This is a genomic window from Thioclava sp. JE_KL1, from assembly GCF_009296265.1.
In the GTDB taxonomy this organism is placed as follows: domain Bacteria; phylum Pseudomonadota; class Alphaproteobacteria; order Rhodobacterales; family Rhodobacteraceae; genus Thioclava.
Map to the genome: position 1 here is coordinate 442,021 of NZ_WBJS01000001.1, position 17,289 is coordinate 459,309.

Consider the following 17,289-nt stretch of genomic DNA (forward strand, 5'->3'; position numbering starts at 1 on the left):
AGCAACCGCCCGCTACCGCACGTTATCGTCAAGGAACAAAGGCCGCGGGATGCGCGTTCAATAGGCCCTCACGTATTCTCGCCGACGAACGCGACCGTGTCTGAGAGCGGTCCGGTCACCGGGATGTGCACGCCACCCCCGGAACCCCGCGAAGGCACGTCGCATTCGGCCAGCAACACCCTCACGAACAGGAGCAGAGCATGGCAAAGATCGCATTTCTAGGCATGGGCGCGATGGGCTCGCGGATGGCGCGGACCCTTATGGATGCGGGCCACGATCTGATCGTCTGGAACCGCACGCCGGAGCGCTGCGCGCCGCTCGTCGAGGCCGGGGCCACGCAGGCCGACACCCCGCGCGACGCTGCAGCACAGGCCGAATTCACAATCTCGATGCTGCGCGACACCGAGGTCTCGCGCGAGGTCTGGTGCGACCCGGAAACCGGCGCTTTCGCCGGGTTGCCCGAAGATGCCATCGCGATCGAAAGCTCGACTATCACGCCAGAGGGGGCCGCAGAGCTTGGCAGCTACGCCACCGCGCAACAGCGGCGTTTTGTCGAAGCGCCGGTCTCCGGCACGCTGCCGCAGGCGGAGAACGGTGTGCTGGTCTATTTCCTCGGCGGCGAGGCCGAGACCGCAGGCCATGTGCATGACGTGCTGGACCCGCTCGCCAAGGCGCAGCACCATGTCGGCACCTGGGGCATGGGCGCGCGGATGAAGCTCGCCACGAATGCGATGCTGGGCGTTCAGGTCGCCGCCTGGGCGGAGATCATTCCGATGCTGGAGCGCGGCGGCATGGACATCGATCTTGCGCTGGAGGCGTTGTCTTCCACCCCGATCTGGACGCCGAACGCGCCCTATATCACCGGCACGATGCAGCGCTCGGATTTCACGCCGCAATTCCCGGTCGACCTGATCTCGAAAGACTTCCGCTATGCCATCGCCGAGGGCGGCGAAGCGCGGATGCCGATGACCGAGGCCGCGAAACGCCTCTTCGCGCGGGCCAGCGAAGCCGGTCATGGCGCAGAGAACATGACCGGCGTCGTGCAGGTGAACCGCGACTGAGGCGTTCTCAGCCTGCCGATTGCGGGATCAGGATGCGGTCGAAGAAATCCGCGACCGTATCCACCGCATCGAGCGGCAAGACCTGCGCGACATATTGATCGGGGCGCAGCACCAGCAAGGCGCCCTGCGCCCGGTCGATGCCGCGCAGGTCGAAGATGTCGGGGCCGGTGACGGCGGGGCAGAAGGCCTTCTCGTAATCGACCAGCCCGTAGCGCCCCTTCTTGGGACGCAGGAGCGCAGGCAGCGCCTCGACGCGCATTTCGCGATGGGGCGTCTGGAAGACCGCGCGCAGGTCGATGACGCTGTCGATATCCGTGCCCTCCGGCGTGAAGCGATGAAGCAGCTCCTCCGGCCCATCGAGCCGGTCGCATAGCTGCGCGATCGCCCCGCCCGCCTCGCCGGTGTCTTCCGTCGGCGCAAACGCCAGAAGCCGCCAGCGCCCATCCGCCTTGAACGCATGTCCCAGCTGAACCGGCTTCGCATCCGCCAAACGCACCACCGGCGCGGAGTGGAAGCGCTTGCCCACGATCTGCCCGGCGGCCAGCGCCTGATGCGCCGCGTCGCCGATCAGAAGCCCCGGCGCGTATTGCGTCTCGACCCCGGCGGTATAGCGCCCGTGTTTCTGGAAATAGGCCTGAAACTGCGCCTCTTCCTCCTTGGTCTGCGGCTTCGCGCTGAACAGCCGCGCCATGTCGCGGTCGAAGTCGATCAGTTCCTGCGCCTTGGCCTGCCGCTCCTCGGAATAGCTCTGCAGCAATTCGGACCGCGCCTGTCCGCGCAGCACGGCGGCCAGTTTCCAGCCGAGGTTGAACGTGTCGGCCATCGAGACGTTCATCCCCTGCCCGGCCTTCGGGCTATGGGTGTGGCAAGCGTCGCCCGCGATGAAGATGCGCGGCTCGGTCGCGCCGTCGCCGTCCCTGTCGCTGTCGCCGTCGTCGAACCCGTCGCAGACACGCTGGCCGATCTCATAGGCCGACCACCACGCGACCTCCTTCACCTCCAGCGTATAGGGGGCGAGGATCGACTGCGCCTTCTCGATCAGCATCTCGGCGCTGACATTGCGATCCGCGGCGCGCTCGTCGCCATGCAGCGCGTCGAGCTCGATATAGAGCCGCACCAGATAGCCGCCTTCGCGCGGGATGATCAGGATGCTGCCCTCGGTTGCCGACTGGATCGCCGCCTTGAGCCGGATATCGGGAAAATCGGTGACCGGCAGCACATCCATCACGCCCCAAAGCTGGCGCGCGGATTCGCCGTACAATTCGTGCCCGATGGATTTGCGCACCGTGCTGCGCGCACCGTCGCAGCCGACGACATAGCGCGCGCGGATCGTCTCGGTCTCGCCCGGCGCATCGAGGCAGTCGAATGTCGCGACCAGCGGGTAATCGGGGTCGTCGGTGCGGGTGAGCGTGGTCAGCGCGCGGTCGTAATCCGGGGTCAGACGGCGCGCGCCATTGCGCATCGTCTCGAGGTAGAAATCGTGGACCCGCGCCTGATTGAGGATGACATGCGGCATCTCGGAGAGATCGTCGGCCACGTCCTGAATCCGGTCGGCCCGCTGCAGCCCCTCGCCTTGCACGCCGGGCCGCCAGAAGGCGACCTCGTTCACCCAATAGCCCTCTTTCATCACCTTCTCGGCGAAGCCGAACGCCTCGAACATCTCGACCGAGCGGCAGGCGATGCCGTCCGCCTGCCCGACTTCGAGCGGGCCGGGTTTGCGCTCGGTGATGCGCACGGAAATCTCGGGGAAGGCTGCAAGCTGCGCCGCAAGCGTCAGCCCGGCCGGGCCGCAGCCGACGATGAGCACATCGACCGCGTCGAGCGTCTCCCCCGCCTGCGGATGACGCGGCGCGATGGCCGGATCGCCGGTAGTGAACCCGTTCAGATGAAACTGCATAGCGCGCCCTCCCAATTGATATGCATACTTACCATTACCGGAAAGGCTGGCGTCACGTCAATATAGTAAGTACACTTACGTAAATCACAGAAGACCCGGAGCGCATCCCATGCCGAACGAATTCGAGACAATGCCCGGCCACGTTATCCGGCGGCTGAACCAGCGTTCGACGGCGGTGTTCCAGAAGCGGATCAAGGACGCCCCGGTGGAACTGACCTCGGTGCAGTTCGCGGCGCTCGATGCCCTGTCGCGCGAGCCGGGAATGGATCAGGCGCAGCTTGCCGCGCGCATCGCCTATGACCGCGCGACGATCGGCGATGTGGTGAAGCGGCTGGTGCAGAAGGGGCTTGTCGCGCGGGCCATCAGCGAGACGGATCGGCGCGCGCGCAGCCTGCATCTGACGCCAGAAGGGACAGCGGCCCTGGAGGGTGCGCGGCCCGTGGTGACGCGGCTGCAGGCGGAAATCCTAGAAGGGTTGAGCGCGGAGGAGGCCGCGCAGTTCATTGCGCTTGCCCGCAAGGCGGTCGCCCCGCAGGACTGAAAAAGGGAGGCGGATCGCGCCGCCTCCCTCAAGTCTTTCCGTCCGGACGAGCTCAGCCCTTCTTCAGGTCGAGCTTGTCCATCGGCATCGAACGCACGCGCTGCCCGGTCAGCGCCGAGACCGCATTGGCGATCGCCGGCGGCACGGCGGGCAGCGGCGGCTCGCCCACGCCGCCCATCTTCGCGCCGCTCTCGATCACCTTCGCATGGATGCGCGGCGCCCGCGCCCCGCCGAGGATCGGGTAGTAGTCGAAGTTGCGCGCGGTCGGCTCGCCGTTCTTGTAGGCGACCTCTTCGATCAACGCCTCGGAGGTGCCGAGCGTCGCGGCCCCCATGATCTGCGCCTTGATGATCGCCGGGTTCACGATACTGCCCGGATCGAGCACGTCCCAGATGTCATGCACGACGATCTGGCCGTCCTGAATCGAGACCTCGGCAATCGCCGCCGCCTCGCTGCCGAAGGGCGAGGCCATCGCGACGCCGCGGGCGCGGCGGGTGCCATCCTCGGCATCGAAGGGGCCACGCTTCCAGCCGCCCGACAGATCGCCGACCGCTTTGAGCAGATTGGTCAGACGCTCGTTCCCTTCGAGCAGCTTCATGCGCAGCTCATAGGGGTCCTGCCCGCCCGCATCGGCCATCTCGTCGAGGAAGGCTTCGTAGAAGAAGTCGTTCATCGAATGACCGACTGAGCGCCAATAGGCGAGCGAGGTCGGGTTCTCGACAAAGTTCTGCGCAATGCGGCGGTTCGGGATGGCGTAGCTCTTGCCGGTGAGCCCCTCGACGGCCATCGCGTCGACCTTGTCGGGGTTGTGGCCGTTGAGCGCCTCGGTCGGGCCTTCGCAGGCAGAGATCGCCTCGAGCGCCACCGGCATGCCCTGATCGTCAAGCGCGCCCCGGAAACGCACCGCCGCCATCGGGCGCAGCGGATCGCGCAGGAATTCCTGCTCGCGCGTCCAGATCACCTTGATCGGCTTGCCGACCTCTTTCGCAAGCTGCACCGCCTGCGGGAAGGGGTTCGCCGCCGGATACAGGAAGTGCCGCCCGAAGAAACCACCGAGCATCGGCGAGTTGACCTTCACCTGCTCGGGCTTGATCCTGGCCGCATCCGCGATCTGGGCCTGGAACTGCTCGGGCGCCTGATTGGGTAGCCAGATGTCGAGCGTGCCATCCTCGTTGAACCGCGCCAGCGTCGAGGCAGGCTCGATCTGGGCGTGGTGCAGGTATTGGCTCTGATAGGTCGCATCGACCGTCTTGGCCGCGCCATCGAAGCCTGAGGTGATGTCGCCTTCGCTCTCTGCCTCGGTGCCGTCGCCTTTGGTGTTGGCCAGTTGCTTGGCGAACTCCTCGGTCGAGAAATCGGCGGGCATGTAGCGGATCTTGGACTTCTCGTCCTCGCTCGGCTCCTGCCAGTCGACCTTGGCGGCTTCGACCGCCGTCTTCGCATCCCAGAACCGCTCGGCCACGACAGCCACCGCCCCGTCGAGCTTGTGCACCGACATGACGCCGGCCATGCCCTTCACCTCGTCGAGATTGCTGATGTCGCCGGGCTTCAGGCCCAGACGCGGTGCGTGCTGCACGGCGGCGTGGAGCATGCCGTCGACCTTGGCATCCATGGCATAGATCGCCTTGCCGGTCGATTTCTCGTAGACGTCGACACGTTTCACGGGCTCGCCGATCCACTTGAAGTCCTTGGGATCTTTCAGCGTAACGGAGTCGGGGCTCGGCACCTCCTGGTCGAGCGCGTCGCCCGCCAGTTCGCCATAGCCCAGCGATTTTCCGGAGGCCTTGTGGACCACCTTGCCCGGCTCGGTCGACAGATCTGACACCGGCGCGTCGAGCTTTTTCGCCGCCGCTTCCAGCATCATCTGCCGTGCCGCCGCACCGAGCTTGCGCATCGTGTCGTAGCTGGTGCGCACCGACATCGAGCCGCCGGTGATCCGCATCTTGCCATAGACCACGAGATAGTCGCTGCCCGCCGGCGCGTTTTCGACGATGAAGCTATCGGGGGCCACATCCATTTCCTCGCCCACGATCTGCGCCATCGCGGTGAAGACACCTTGGCCGCCCTCGTTGAAGGGGCTCAGCAGGCGGACCTTGCCGTCTTTGCGCAACTCAAGGAAGGCCGGGACGTTCGAGCCGGGCGGCATGTCCTTCGCTGCGGCTGCGGCTGCCTTGTTGGGCGCGACGCTCAGGCCGAAGCCCAGCACGAGCGAGCCCGCAGTGATACCGGCCGAGGCCAGCAGGAAGCGGCGGCGCGAGACATTCTCGGGCGCGCCGGTCGGATAGCCTGGATTGGAGATTTTGGGATCGTGGTCGTTCATTGCGCATCCCCCGCTTTCGCTGCATCGGTACCGGCAATCGAGGCGATCGTGTCGTTGATCGCGTTATAGGTGCCGCAGCGGCACAGGTTGGTCATAGCTGCCGTGATGTCATCTTCGGTGGGCTTGTCGTTCGACTTCAGCAGCGAGGTCGCCGCCATCACCTGACCAGACTGACAATAGCCGCATTGCGGCACTTCCTTGTCGACCCAAGCCTCGACGACACGCTTGCCGACGGGGTCGTTCTCGATCTCTTCGATCGTGGTGACTTCGCTGTCGCCGACGGCACTTACCGGCAGCACACAGCTGCGCTGCACCATCCCGTCGAGCAGCACCGAACAGGCGCCGCATTGTGCGATCCCGCAGCCGAATTTCGTGCCGGTCATGCCGAGCTCATCGCGGATCACCCAAAGGAGCGGGGTATCCGGGCCGGACTGCACGTCGACGGACTTGCCGTTGATTTTCAATTTCATGAATTCCTCCTCGCCGTTTCATCGGTGAGCGCTCGCGCGGCGCTGGTTGGCCGCTCTCCACTTAGGGCACGAGTGGCGCGAGGCACTAAATTTTCGTGAAAACTTCGCGAGGAGATGGAACCGCCGGAGGGTGCCGGCGCGTCAGCGCGGCGCGGCGCCCTGCCCTCGTTTCGATCCCGTGAAGGCAGGGAAACCGCGCGCCGCACCGTTGGCCTTTGAAAGGCCTGCGCTCAGCCGCGCCAGGTGCGGACCGGGCCGCAATCGACATGCACGAAATGCTCGCTCGGATAGTAGCCGACACCGCCGCCACGGATGCGCAGGGCCACTTTGTGCAGCATGCTGGTCGAGACATGCGGATGCGTCAGATCGAGCGCCTCGCCCCGCATATGGTAGCTATGCGTCGCGCCGTGCACGAGACGGTTCGTCTTCGGCGTGCGGTAGCCCGACACCAGCATCAGCGGCGTGCTCTGCTCGAGCATGTTCTGCATGTTGTAGGCGATGTTGACCGTGCGGTTGTCGATCTTCACCTCTTTCTCCTGACGCCAGTCGCGGGCGATCCGGTAGAATTCGCGCATCGCGTCGTCGTCATACTGCCCCTTCGCGAAATAGACCGCGTCGAAATTCTCGTTGGTATGCGGATTGTGGAAGCGCAGGCGGCGCTCGTCCGTCTGGCCTGCCTGTGCCGGGGTGACGATGTAGGGGGTTGCGAGGGCGCCCGCCGCGCCCAGGAGAAACTCGCGACGGAGCAGCCCTGTTGCCTTTGCCATGATAGATGTCCCTTCGAATGCGTGTCGAAGGGCGCAAATTCGAAATTTCGGGGACGAACAAAAGGGCCGCACTGGGTTCCATCGATGGAACCGGCAGCCAAATGCCGAGAGCTCAGCAGGGAGTTGCCGACAGACGCCCTCACCTCAAGGTCATCTGAACGGATGTTACCTCTTGAAACCCGCGCAGCCCTTGCAGGTCACGCAGGCGCGAGGGAGCGCGAGGACAGCCTCACACGGGGGAGAGGCCGGATTTTGGCGTCCGGACACGTGACCGCACCTGAAACCACCACCCGATTCGCCCCGTGGAGACTTGGACCCCACGAAGACGCAGCAGCTTCGCGGCGCGCCTTTCGGTCACCTGTAAGTCTCGTCCAACGCCGAATGTCGACATGGGTTCCCGAAAAAATCGGCGCGCGTGTGGGATTGGTCGCAACCGCAAGCGGGGAACAGCGCGCAGCCGTGGGCGTTCGTCCCTGCGCGCCCGCCGCGCCCGCCCCTCTTCCTCCGACCGCCGAAAGGATCGCATCCATGCCCGAGCACCCCACCCCGACCGAACGCGAGGCGATGGCCCGCTTGATCGCCAAGGCGAAAGAGGCCGCACAGGAGCCGGGCAAGGCGGGGATCGCCGCCGCGATCCTGCGCGACGGGGAGATCATCGCCGAGGGGGAGAACGAGGTGCATCTGAACTGCGACCCGACCCGCCACGCCGAAATCGTGGCGATCGCGAAAGCGACACGGGCGCAGGACGACCCGTCGCTCGCGGGCTGCGTGCTGCTGACGACCCTGCAGCCCTGCGAGATGTGCCTCTCGGCGGCGCGGTTCTCCGGGATCAAGCGGATCGTCTTCGGCGCGCAAAAGGAGAATGTCGCGGGGAAGTATTTCGTCTTCCCCGATTTGACGCTGACCGAATTCCGCGACGCAGGCGAAGCCTTCGAAGCGATCGGCGGCGTGCTGGAGGAGGATGTCGTCGCGCTCTATGTCGATGGCGAGGAGTGACGCCTCTGTAAGCTAAGCGGATAGCAAAAAAGGCGGGGCCGCGGCCCCGCCTTTTCCTTTGGTCTGTCTGACGCTCAGCTTAGCCGCTGATGCTTTTCGCCGAAGCCATGCCCGGCGCTTTCGATTCACCGCCCAGCTTGTCGCGGACCGCTTTCTCGATGCGCGCGCCGATATCGCCGTCGATGTTGCGCCAGTACTCGAACGCACGCTGCAAAATCTTCTCGCTCACACCGTCGCAGAGGTGACCAGTGACGTTGTTCACGAGACGCTCGCGCGCCGCGTCGTCCATCACGTCCCGCACAAGCGCGCCTGCTTGGCTCCAGTCGTCGTCATCCTCGCGCAGCGTATAGGCCTGACGGACCATCTCGCCATCGGAGTACCACAGACCGGCTTCGGATTTCTGCGGATGCGCTTCCGGCCCGCCATAGGAGTTCGGGAAATAGACCGGGTCTTCGGACTTGTTGACCCGCAGCGCGCCGTCCTTGGTGTAGGCGTTGGTCTCGGCCTGCGGCTTGTTCACCGGGATCTGTTTGTAGTTCACCCCGAGCCGCGCGCGGTGCGCATCGGCATAGGAGAAGCCACGTGCCAGCAGCATCTTGTCGGGCGAGAGACCCACGCCGGGGACCATGTTGTTGGGCTCGAAGGCCGCCTGCTCGATCTCGGTATGGAAATCGGTCGGGTTGCGGTCGAGCACCATCTTGCCGACCTCGATCAGCGGGTAGTCCTCATGCGGCCAGACTTTCGTCAGATCGAACGGGTTGATGCGATAGGTCTTGGCATCCTCGAAGGGCATGATCTGGAAATAAAGCGTCCAGCTCGGGTTGTTGCCCTCGGAGATCGCGTTGAACAGGTCGCGGCGGTGATAGTCGCTATCGGCCCCCGCCATCTCGTCCGCTTCTTCCTGCGTGAAATGCGCGTTGCCGTCGCCCTGATCGGTCTTGAAGTGGAACTTCACCCAGAACATCTCGCCCGCTTCGTTGACGAGCGAATAGGTGTGGCTCGAATAGCCGTTCATCTCACGCCAGGTGCGCGGGATGCCGCGATCGCCCATCAGATAGGTGACCTGATGCGCGCTCTCGGGCGAGAGGGTCCAAAAGTCCCACTGCATGTCGTGGTCGCGCAGACCGTTATCGGCACGGCGCTTCTGGCTGCGGATGAAGCTCTGGAATTTCAGCGGATCGCGCACGAAGAAGATGGGGGTGTTGTTGCCCACCATGTCGAAGTTGCCTTCGTCGGTATACATCTTCACCGAGAAGCCGCGCGGGTCGCGCCATGTGTCGGGGCTGCCGCGCTCGCCTGCGACGGTCGAGAACCGCGCCACGATGTCGGTCTTCGCGCCCGGCTGGAACACTTTCGCCTTGGTGTATTTCGAGACGTCGCCCGTCACGGTGAAATGGCCGAACGCGCCCGAGCCCTTGGCGTGGGGCTGACGCTCCGGGATGCGCTCGCGGTTGAAATTCGCCATCTGCTCGATGAGGTAGTGATCGTTCAGAACGATCGGACCATCGGAACCGACCGTGAGCGAATGTTCGAGACTTTGGACGGGGGCGCCCCCGTCTGTGGTGGCGGGGCGTCCGCGCTTGTCGTTCGTCATGTCGGAACCTCAGATTTTGGAAAATATCGGTTCGGAAACGCAGGGGGCGTGGCGCAGTTCCTTGAAGTTTCCACGACTGAATTCACGGCTCCGATATGTCGATCGAAACGCGTGCGGCCCTTCCCCGAACCATTTCTTTGCACCGCATGCCCGGGAACCGTTTACGTTACGGCGCATTGAACCCGCTGGCGCGTCGCCGTTTCTTCCGCACATGGAGCCTCCCCCTATGACCCCCAGTTCGCTGCGTTTCGATCCGTATGCGGGGCGACCCGATACTCTCGGCGCGCGCGTCACCGGAGACGGTGTGAATTTCGCGATTTTCTCCGAAGAGGCCGAGAAGGTGGAGCTGTGCCTTTTCGACGATGAGGGCCAGGAGGAACTCGCGCGGCTGGAGATGCCGCAGCAGGAGGGCGGGATCTGGTTCGGCCATTTGCCCGGCGCGCAGGAGGGCCTCGCCTATGGTTACCGCGTCCACGGGCGGTTCGCCCCCGAGGAAGGTCTGCGCTTCAACCCGAACAAACTGCTTCTCGACCCCTATGCGATGGCGATGCGGGGCTATCTGAAATGGGATGACGCGCTATTCGGCTATCCCATCGGTGGCTCCGATCTGAAACAGGACACCCGCGACTCCGCCCCGTTCATGCCGAAGGCCATCGTCGTCGACACGCAGTTCGACTGGGATCAGGATCAGGTGCTGCACCGCCCGTGGTCCGAAACGGTGATCTACGAAGCCCATGTAAAGGGCCTGACGATGCGCCATCCCGGCGTCGTACAGGCCGATCGCGGAACCTTCCGCGCGCTCGCCTCGCCGCCGATCATCGACCACCTGCTGACGCTCGGCGTGACCACGATCGAACTCCTGCCGATCCATGCCATCGTGCAGGATCGCCACTTGGTCGAAAACGGCCTGTCGAACTACTGGGGCTACAACTCCATCGGGTTCTTCGCGCCCAATCGCAGCTATCTCGCCGGCGAGGACGTGCGCGAGGTGCGCGCCGCAGTGAAACGGTTCCACGAGGCCGGGATCGAAGTGATCCTCGACGTGGTCTACAACCACACCGCCGAGGGTAACGAGCTCGGCCCGACGCTCAGCTTCAAGGGCATCGACAATCGCAGCTACTACCTGCTGTCGCCGGAGAACAAACGCCACGGCTTCGACACGACCGGCACCGGGAACACGCTCAACGTCGCCCATCCGATGGTGCTGCGCCTCGTGATGGACAGCCTGCGCTATTGGGTGGAGGCGGTGCATGTCGACGGCTTCCGATTCGACCTCGCCTCGACGCTTGGCCGCGAACCCGCCGGCTTCGAACGCGAGGGCGCTTTCTTCAACGCGATCCGGCAGGACCCGGTGCTGTCCGGCGTAAAGCTGATCGCCGAGCCGTGGGATATCGGCGAAGGCGGCTATCAGGTGGGCGGCTTTCCCTGGCCCTTCCGCGAATGGAACGACAAGTTCCGCGATGACACCCGCGCGTTCTGGCGGCGCGATCCGGGGCTCTTGCCGAAAATTTCCCAGCGGCTGATGGGCTCGCCGGTGCAGTTCGACCATACGCATCGCCCCGCGACCTCGTCGATCAATTTCCTTGCCGCCCATGACGGGTTCACGCTCTGGGATACGCTCAGCTACAACCACAAGCACAACGAGGCCAATGGCGAGGGCAATCGCGACGGCCACGACCATAACCTGTCCGACAATATGGGCGTCGAAGGGCCGAGCGACGATCCCGAGATCAGCGCCGCCCGCCTGCGTAGGGCGCGCGCGATGCTGGGCTCGCTGATGGTCAGCCACGGCGTGCCGATGATCCTCGCAGGCGACGAGATGGGCCAGAGCCAGAACGGCAATAACAACGCCTATTGTCAGGACAACGAGACGACATGGATCGACTGGGAGGGCGCGCGGACCGATCTGCGCGACAGCCTCAGCGCGATGGTCGCGTTCCGGCAGGACTGGCGCTACCACCTCGCCCCGCCCGCCTTCGCCCCTAACGCCGCGACCCCGGTCAGCGACTGGTGGCACGCGTCGGGGCGGCAGATGAAGGATGGCGACTGGCAGGAAGCGGGGCAGTGCTGCGTCGGATTGCGGCATCGGTTGGCAGGTTACCCCGAGCTGCTGATCGTCGCCAATGCGGGCGATGCATGCGAGTTCACCCTGCCCGGCGACGGCTGGCACCATATCCTCGACACGACCCGGGACGATCCGCGCTGCGACGAGGCAGTCGACGGAGTGCAGTCGCTGCCGTGGCAATCGCTGCACGCGTTCTGTCGTGAGGGTGAAGCTGCGAGCGACGAGGGCGACGCGTGACGGCGGCAGGCGATCGGCGGCCCCTTCGCTGGGGTGCGCATCCGGGGACGAATACTGACTGGGACTTCGCCATCTGGGCCCCTGCCGCAAAGCGCGCGGAGCTGGTGCTGGACGGATCGGTGCACGAAATGGGGCCAGTGGGCGACGGCGGCTGGCAGGTCTCAGTCGCGGCCCGCGACGGACTGCCCTACGCATTCCGCCTCGACGGCACCGACTACCCCGATCCGGCCGCACGCCGCCAGCAAGGCGATGTTCACGGCCCCTCCCTGACCGTTGATCCGGCCCGTTTCGACTGGGGCGCGCCGTGGCAAGGGCGGCCATGGGACGAGGCGGTGATCCTCGAAATCCACATCGGCACCTTCACCCCCGAGGGCACGTTCGCTGCTGCCGCGGAACGCCTGCCCGAGCTGGCGGAGCTTGGCATCACGGCCATCGAGATCATGCCGGTCTCGCAATTCCACGGCGCTCATGGCTGGGGCTATGACGGGGTTTTGCTGCGCGCGCCGCATCCCGCCTATGGCAGTCCCGACGAGATGCGCGCGTTCATCCGCTCGGCTCACAGCCACGGGATCATGGTGGTTCTTGATCTGGTGCTGAACCATTTCGGTCCGTTCGGGAACTACCTGCACGCCTATGCGCCTCAGACCTTCGGCGGGGAGGCCACCCCCTGGGGCGATGCGATCGACTTTACGCGACCCGAGGTACGCGCGCTGCTGCGCGACCCGGCGACGGGATGGATCGACGACTATCGGCTAGACGGGCTCCGGCTGGATGCGGTCCACGCGATCCGAGATCCGTCCAAGCCGCATTTCCTGATCGAGCTTTTGCAAACGATCCGCGCGCAGGATCGGGGCCGTCCGATCCACCTGATCCTCGAAGACGAGCGCAACCTGCCCGATTTGCGCGACGCCGGTTACGACGCGCAGTGGAACGACGATTGGCACAATGCGCTGCATGTCGCCCTGACCGGCGAGACGCAGGGTTATTACGCGGCCCATGGCGCCGATCCGTTCGGCGATCTGGCGCGGGCGATGGCGCAGGGCCAGGTCGAGGAAGGCCAGACGCGGGCCGACGGGACGCAAGCGCGCGGCGCGCCCGCCGCCCATTTGCCATGGTCCGCTTTCGTGAACGCCAACCTCACCCATGACCAAGCGGGCAACCGTCCCGAGGGCGAACGCCTCCTGAGCCTTATCGGCGACGAGGCGGGTGCGGTGATCCATGCGCTGTTGTTGCTGATGCCCTTCACGCCGATGCTGTTCATGGGCGAAGAAGTCGGCTCGACCGCGCCCTTCCCCTTCTTCGCCGATCCGCCGCCGGACGCCGTCGCCGCACTGCGCGCGGGCCGGACGAAAGAGCGGCAAGGCATCGGCTACGACACGGGGGCGATGATCGACCCCGCCTCTCCCGACACGCCGCGCCTGTGCTACCCTTACGGTGACACCGGGCCGCGCGCGCAGGAGTGGCTGCGGCTGACGCGCGAACTTCTGAGCCTGCGCCGGGCGAATCTGCTGCCGCTTTTGCGCAGCGGCAAGACCGGCCCCGGAGAGGTCACGCGCCACGGGGCGAAGGCCTTCCACGCGCGCTGGCCTTTCGCGGCGGGGACGCTCGATAGTCTCGTCAGCCTCGGGGCACCGGCCTCCAATGCTGCACGCCGCGAGCCTGCGCTGTTCTCGATGGGCGACCCGCGCCGGGACGCCTTCGCCATCGACATGAGGATTGAGTGATGCCGTCCGATCTGCCCGCTGCCACCGCCCACCCCATGATCGCGACCTACCGGCTGCAATTGCGAAACGGCATCGACTTCGCGGCTGCGAAAACCTTTCTGCCCTATCTCGCCGATCTTGGCGTGAGCCATCTCTACCTGTCGCCGATCTTCACTGCGACAGAAGGTTCGACCCACGGATACGACGTGGCCAATCCGCAGGAGATCGACCCGGCGCTTGGCGGCGAGGACGGGTTTCGAGATCTCACTGACGCCGCGCAGGCGCTGGGGCTGGGCATCGTGCTCGACCTCGTGCCGAACCACACCGCTCTCTCACTCGACAATCCGTGGATGCGTGATGCGATGCGCCATGGCCCCGACTGCGCCTATGCCGATTACTTCGCGATAGACTGGTCGCAAAAACTGATCCTGCCTTTCCTGCCGGAGCCGCTCGACGACATGCTGGCGAGGGGCGAGCTGCGACTGACTGAGGATCACGGTGGCGCGGTGGAATGGGAAGGCGGCTGGCTTCCGCTCGCGCCCGGCACGGCGGCGCTGGGAGACATCGCTGCGGTCCTGACGCAACAGCACTGGCAGCTGCGCGACTGGACGCGCGAACGCGGCGCGCTCTCGCATCGGCGCTTCTTCAACGTCACCGGGCTGATCGGGATGCGCATCGAGGATCCGGCGGTATTCGCCGCGATGACCGAGCTGCCCGCGCGACTGGTGCGCGAGGGGTTCGCCCACGGGCTGCGGATCGACCATATCGACGGGCTGGCCGATCCCGCCACCTATCTCGAGCGGCTACGCCAGACGGTGGGCGATGCGGTCCCGATCTGGGTCGAAAAGATCCTGACCGGCGACGAGGCGATGCCACCTGCGTGGCAGACCGACGGCACCACGGGTTACGAGGCGGGACGCCAGATTTGCCGCCTGCTCACCGAACCCGACGGCTTCGCGCGGCTCGACACGCTTTGGCGCGACCGCACCGGCGGCTGCGACGATTACGAGACGATGTGCCGCGAGGCGCGCGCGCAGGTGATCCCCGAAGACCTCGCCGCGGAGTTGCACCAGCCGATCGACCTCGCGCAGGCGGCGCTCGTCGTGGATCGGCTCGATCCGCCCGATGCCGAGACGCTGCGCGAGGCGATGCTGGCGCTGCTGATTTTCTTCCCGCGCTATCGAACCTATATCACCACGCCGCCCGCGACGCCCGAGGACCGCGCCATCATCGAAGAGACGGTGGAAGCCGCGGCAGAGACCTTGCCGCAGCGCGAGGCGCTCGATCTGCTCGCCGGGCTGCTGCTCGACGGGAAGGACAAGCCGAGCCTCGAGTTCCGCATCCGGTTCCAGCAGGTCACGGGCGCGGTGGTGGCGAAGGCGCAGGAGGACACGGCCTTCTTCCGCCACACCCGTTATCTCGCTGCCAATGAGGTCGGCGCGGAACCCGACACACCGCTGCTGGATGCGGAAGGGTTGAACGCGTGGTTCTCCAGCGCACAGGGCCAGCGGGATACGGCGCTGACGCTCACCTCCAGCCATGACACGAAACGCGCTGAAGATACACGGATGCGGATCGCCGCGATCTCTCATCATCCCGAGACCTTCGCCGCTTTGTTCGATACCGCGATGCAAGACGCCGCACTCTCGGATGCCGGTTTCGTCTGGTATGCCACGCAGAGCCTTCTGGGCATCTGGGACGACCCAGCGCCCGGTCCGGACCTGTGCGAGCGCCTGACCGAGCACCTGCGCAAAGCGCTGCGCGAGGGCGGGGAGATCACGCGCTGGTCCTTCCCCGATATCGAAGCCGAGGACGCCGCCTTGGACGCAGCGCGGCGCATTTGCGCGGCATGGGAGGCGCAGCCGCCGGCCGAGCTCGCGCCCCTGATCGCGACGGGACAACGGATGTCGCTGCTGCAACTGGCACTGAAGATGATGCTGCCCGGCATATCCGACATCTACCAGCGCGGGGAGCGCGCGCTCTACGAATTGACCGATCCCGACAATCGCCGCCCTTTCGCTTTGCCGGAAACCCTGACGTCCTTCGAGCAGGCGAAATCGGACGCCACCCGGCGCCTTCTGAAGCTGCGACGACAGGCGGAGGACGTGTTCCGCGCAGGCACCGCCGAGGCGGCAGAGCGTGACGAAATCTTTACGCTCACCCGTCGCGCGGGCGGGCGCGAAATCACCCTGCGCTTCCGTCGTAACCTTCGCGATCTGAGCGATGGCGTGTTCTTCGAGATTCGCGATTCGGCAGCAGAGGACACTGCCACCCGCCTCGCATTTCCGCCGCCTGCCTAATTGATCGGCGGATTGGCGCGACCTGTTTTTTGACACATCGCACGAGACCGTCCCCTAGACTCAAAGGGTTATCGAGCAGCTCTCGAAATGGTCAAAAAACACACGCGAAAATCTTACCGCGAACCGGCGGAAATCCGGGAACTGCGGACCCGTTTCATGGCTTTCATTTTTGAAAAGCGTTAAGCTTATTTATGTCGCAGCGTCACGGGGGAGGAGCTCTGATGCTGACTCAGAAAAGACCCAATTTATTGAACGGCTGTCTTCCCATGGTCTTGGCCGGCGGGCGCGGAAAGCGTCTGTACGAGCTGACCGAGGAGAGTTGCAAACCCGCCCTGCCCTTCGGCGCTGGCGGCCAGCGGTTGGTGGATTTCACTCTTGCTTCGCTGCGTGCTGCCGGGTTCACACGGGCGATCATCGCGACGCAATATCGTCCTGCGCCGCTGATCCGGCACCTGCGCGACAGATGGGCGGATGCCTTCCCCGACGGTTTGCTCATCCGCGATGCGACGCGGCTCTCGCGCGGCGGCTACCGTGGCACGGCCCATGCGCTTCTCGCCAATCTCAACCTGCTCGAGCGCGAAGGCGTTAACGACGTTCTGGTGATGCCCGCCGATCAGATTTGCGACATCGATCTGCGTCCGTTCATCCAGCGCCATCGCCTGAGTGACGCGCCCGCGACGCTGGTCGCCGCAACGCTTTCATCCTCGGATGCGGAGCATCATTCGGTGCTGGAGGTCGCGCGAGACGGGCATGTCAGCGCGCTCACCCATCGCCCGAGCGCGCCCGCCGAGATCGGCGAAAGCTCGGGTCGCAGCCTAGTTGCCACGGGGATCTACCTTTTCAAGACCGCATGGCTTCGCAAGGAACTGCCGGAGCTGTCGCGGGGCCGGTTCGATATTTCGATCGAGGCCGACCTGCTGGAAGCCGCGCTGCGCGAGAAAGCTCTGCAAGCCTACCGTCTGCCGCGCAGCGACACCGGCCGCGAAGCCTATTGGCGCGATATCGACACGCTCGACGACTACCGCTCAGCGCTTCTGGATTTCGCGGCCCCACAAGGCGGCACGACACGGGGAAGCCCGCCGCTGAGCTGCCTCCATCTCGAGGCGCAGCCGGGCGTCATCGGGGTCGGTCGGCGCTCCGCGTTGACCGCAAAAGGGGCTGTCTCGCGCGATTGCCACCTGACCGATACGCTGCTGGCGCCCGATGTCTCGTTGCCAGCCGGAACTATAGTCGAAGGGATCGGACGCACGAATATGCGCTGGTTCCGCCGCAGCGGCGACACCAACCTGATCACGCAGGCGATGGTCGATCGCTCCAGAGAGCGGCTGCACTAGCTGC

The 17,289-nt window shown here is 65.3% G+C and carries 12 protein-coding genes; 7 read left to right on the forward strand and 5 right to left on the reverse strand.

Annotation, left to right across the window (positions count from 1 at the left end; all coding sequences use genetic code 11):
- Positions 1-200 precede the first annotated feature (200 nt).
- Positions 201-1,061 (forward strand): NAD(P)-dependent oxidoreductase, encoded by an 861-nt coding sequence (locus tag F8R15_RS01895; protein WP_152843165.1) that lies wholly within the window; start codon positions 201-203, stop codon positions 1,059-1,061.
- Positions 1,062-1,068: 7 nt separating this feature from the next.
- On the opposite strand, the gene F8R15_RS01900 is transcribed toward F8R15_RS01895, so the two are convergent.
- A complete protein-coding gene (locus F8R15_RS01900) occupies positions 1,069-2,958 on the reverse strand; it encodes an FAD-dependent monooxygenase (RefSeq protein ID WP_152843167.1) in 1,890 nt (629 codons plus the stop codon).
- Between the two features lie 109 nt (positions 2,959-3,067).
- Between F8R15_RS01900 and F8R15_RS01905 the strand changes: the two genes are divergently transcribed.
- Positions 3,068-3,499: a MarR family winged helix-turn-helix transcriptional regulator gene (locus tag F8R15_RS01905; RefSeq protein ID WP_253732319.1), complete on the forward strand. Its 432-nt coding sequence runs from the start codon at positions 3,068-3,070 to the stop codon at positions 3,497-3,499.
- A 52-nt stretch (positions 3,500-3,551) separates the two neighbouring features.
- Here F8R15_RS01905 and F8R15_RS01910 read toward each other — a convergent pair whose 3' ends face one another.
- From F8R15_RS01910 to F8R15_RS01920, 3 genes are all read right to left on the reverse strand, one after another.
- Entirely contained in the window at positions 3,552-5,819 is a 2,268-nt protein-coding gene (locus F8R15_RS01910; RefSeq protein WP_152843169.1) for a molybdopterin cofactor-binding domain-containing protein, read from the reverse strand.
- On the reverse strand, positions 5,816-6,289 hold the full coding sequence (locus F8R15_RS01915; protein ID WP_078599594.1) for a (2Fe-2S)-binding protein: 474 nt from the start codon (positions 6,287-6,289) through the stop codon (positions 5,816-5,818). The genes F8R15_RS01910 and F8R15_RS01915 overlap by 4 nt, the downstream gene beginning before the upstream one ends.
- Before the next feature lie 230 nt (positions 6,290-6,519).
- Entirely contained in the window at positions 6,520-7,056 is a 537-nt protein-coding gene (locus F8R15_RS01920) for a DUF882 domain-containing protein (protein ID WP_152843171.1), read from the reverse strand.
- Between the two features lie 528 nt (positions 7,057-7,584).
- On the opposite strand from F8R15_RS01920, the gene F8R15_RS21375 reads away from it, so the two are divergent.
- On the forward strand, positions 7,585-8,052 hold the full coding sequence (locus tag F8R15_RS21375; RefSeq protein ID WP_172976138.1) for a nucleoside deaminase: 468 nt from the start codon (positions 7,585-7,587) through the stop codon (positions 8,050-8,052).
- Between the two features lie 79 nt (positions 8,053-8,131).
- On the opposite strand, the gene F8R15_RS01930 is transcribed toward F8R15_RS21375, so the two are convergent.
- Positions 8,132-9,646 (reverse strand): catalase, encoded by a 1,515-nt coding sequence (locus F8R15_RS01930; protein ID WP_152843175.1) that lies wholly within the window; start codon positions 9,644-9,646, stop codon positions 8,132-8,134.
- A gap of 226 nt (positions 9,647-9,872) precedes the next feature.
- On the opposite strand from F8R15_RS01930, the gene glgX reads away from it, so the two are divergent.
- From glgX to F8R15_RS01950, 4 genes are all read left to right on the forward strand, one after another.
- Positions 9,873-11,948 carry a glycogen debranching protein GlgX gene (gene glgX, locus F8R15_RS01935; RefSeq protein ID WP_152843177.1) on the forward strand — a complete coding sequence of 692 codons (2,076 nt, stop codon included), beginning with the start codon at positions 9,873-9,875 and terminating at the stop codon, positions 11,946-11,948.
- On the forward strand, positions 11,945-13,672 hold the full coding sequence (treZ, locus tag F8R15_RS01940; protein ID WP_368730990.1) for a malto-oligosyltrehalose trehalohydrolase: 1,728 nt from the start codon (positions 11,945-11,947) through the stop codon (positions 13,670-13,672). Before glgX ends, treZ begins: the two co-directional genes overlap by 4 nt.
- Positions 13,672-15,951 carry a malto-oligosyltrehalose synthase gene (treY, locus tag F8R15_RS01945; protein ID WP_152843179.1) on the forward strand — a complete coding sequence of 760 codons (2,280 nt, stop codon included), beginning with the start codon at positions 13,672-13,674 and terminating at the stop codon, positions 15,949-15,951. Before treZ ends, treY begins: the two co-directional genes overlap by 1 nt.
- Positions 15,952-16,217: 266 nt before the next feature.
- Positions 16,218-17,285, forward strand: coding sequence for a sugar phosphate nucleotidyltransferase (locus tag F8R15_RS01950; RefSeq protein WP_172976140.1), 1,068 nt, complete (start codon positions 16,218-16,220; stop codon positions 17,283-17,285).
- Positions 17,286-17,289: the final 4 nt, after the last annotated feature.

Bases quoted from the DNA above. Each gene is read 5' to 3' on its own strand.
- F8R15_RS01950 (WP_172976140.1), top strand. From the start codon at position 16,218: ATGGTCTTGGCCGGCGGGCGCGGAAAGCGTCTGTACGAGCTGACCGAG.
- glgX (WP_152843177.1), top strand. From the start codon at position 9,873: ATGACCCCCAGTTCGCTGCGTTTCGATCCGTATGCGGGGCGACCCGAT.
- F8R15_RS01905 (WP_253732319.1), top strand. From the start codon at position 3,068: ATGCCGAACGAATTCGAGACAATGCCCGGCCACGTTATCCGGCGGCTG.
- F8R15_RS01910 (WP_152843169.1), bottom strand. From the start codon at position 5,819: ATGAACGACCACGATCCCAAAATCTCCAATCCAGGCTATCCGACCGGC.
- F8R15_RS01915 (WP_078599594.1), bottom strand. From the start codon at position 6,289: ATGAAATTGAAAATCAACGGCAAGTCCGTCGACGTGCAGTCCGGCCCG.
- F8R15_RS01920 (WP_152843171.1), bottom strand. From the start codon at position 7,056: ATGGCAAAGGCAACAGGGCTGCTCCGTCGCGAGTTTCTCCTGGGCGCG.
- F8R15_RS01900 (WP_152843167.1), bottom strand. From the start codon at position 2,958: ATGCAGTTTCATCTGAACGGGTTCACTACCGGCGATCCGGCCATCGCG.
- F8R15_RS01895 (WP_152843165.1), top strand. From the start codon at position 201: ATGGCAAAGATCGCATTTCTAGGCATGGGCGCGATGGGCTCGCGGATG.
- F8R15_RS01930 (WP_152843175.1), bottom strand. From the start codon at position 9,646: ATGACGAACGACAAGCGCGGACGCCCCGCCACCACAGACGGGGGCGCC.
- F8R15_RS21375 (WP_172976138.1), top strand. From the start codon at position 7,585: ATGCCCGAGCACCCCACCCCGACCGAACGCGAGGCGATGGCCCGCTTG.
- treY (WP_152843179.1), top strand. From the start codon at position 13,672: ATGCCGTCCGATCTGCCCGCTGCCACCGCCCACCCCATGATCGCGACC.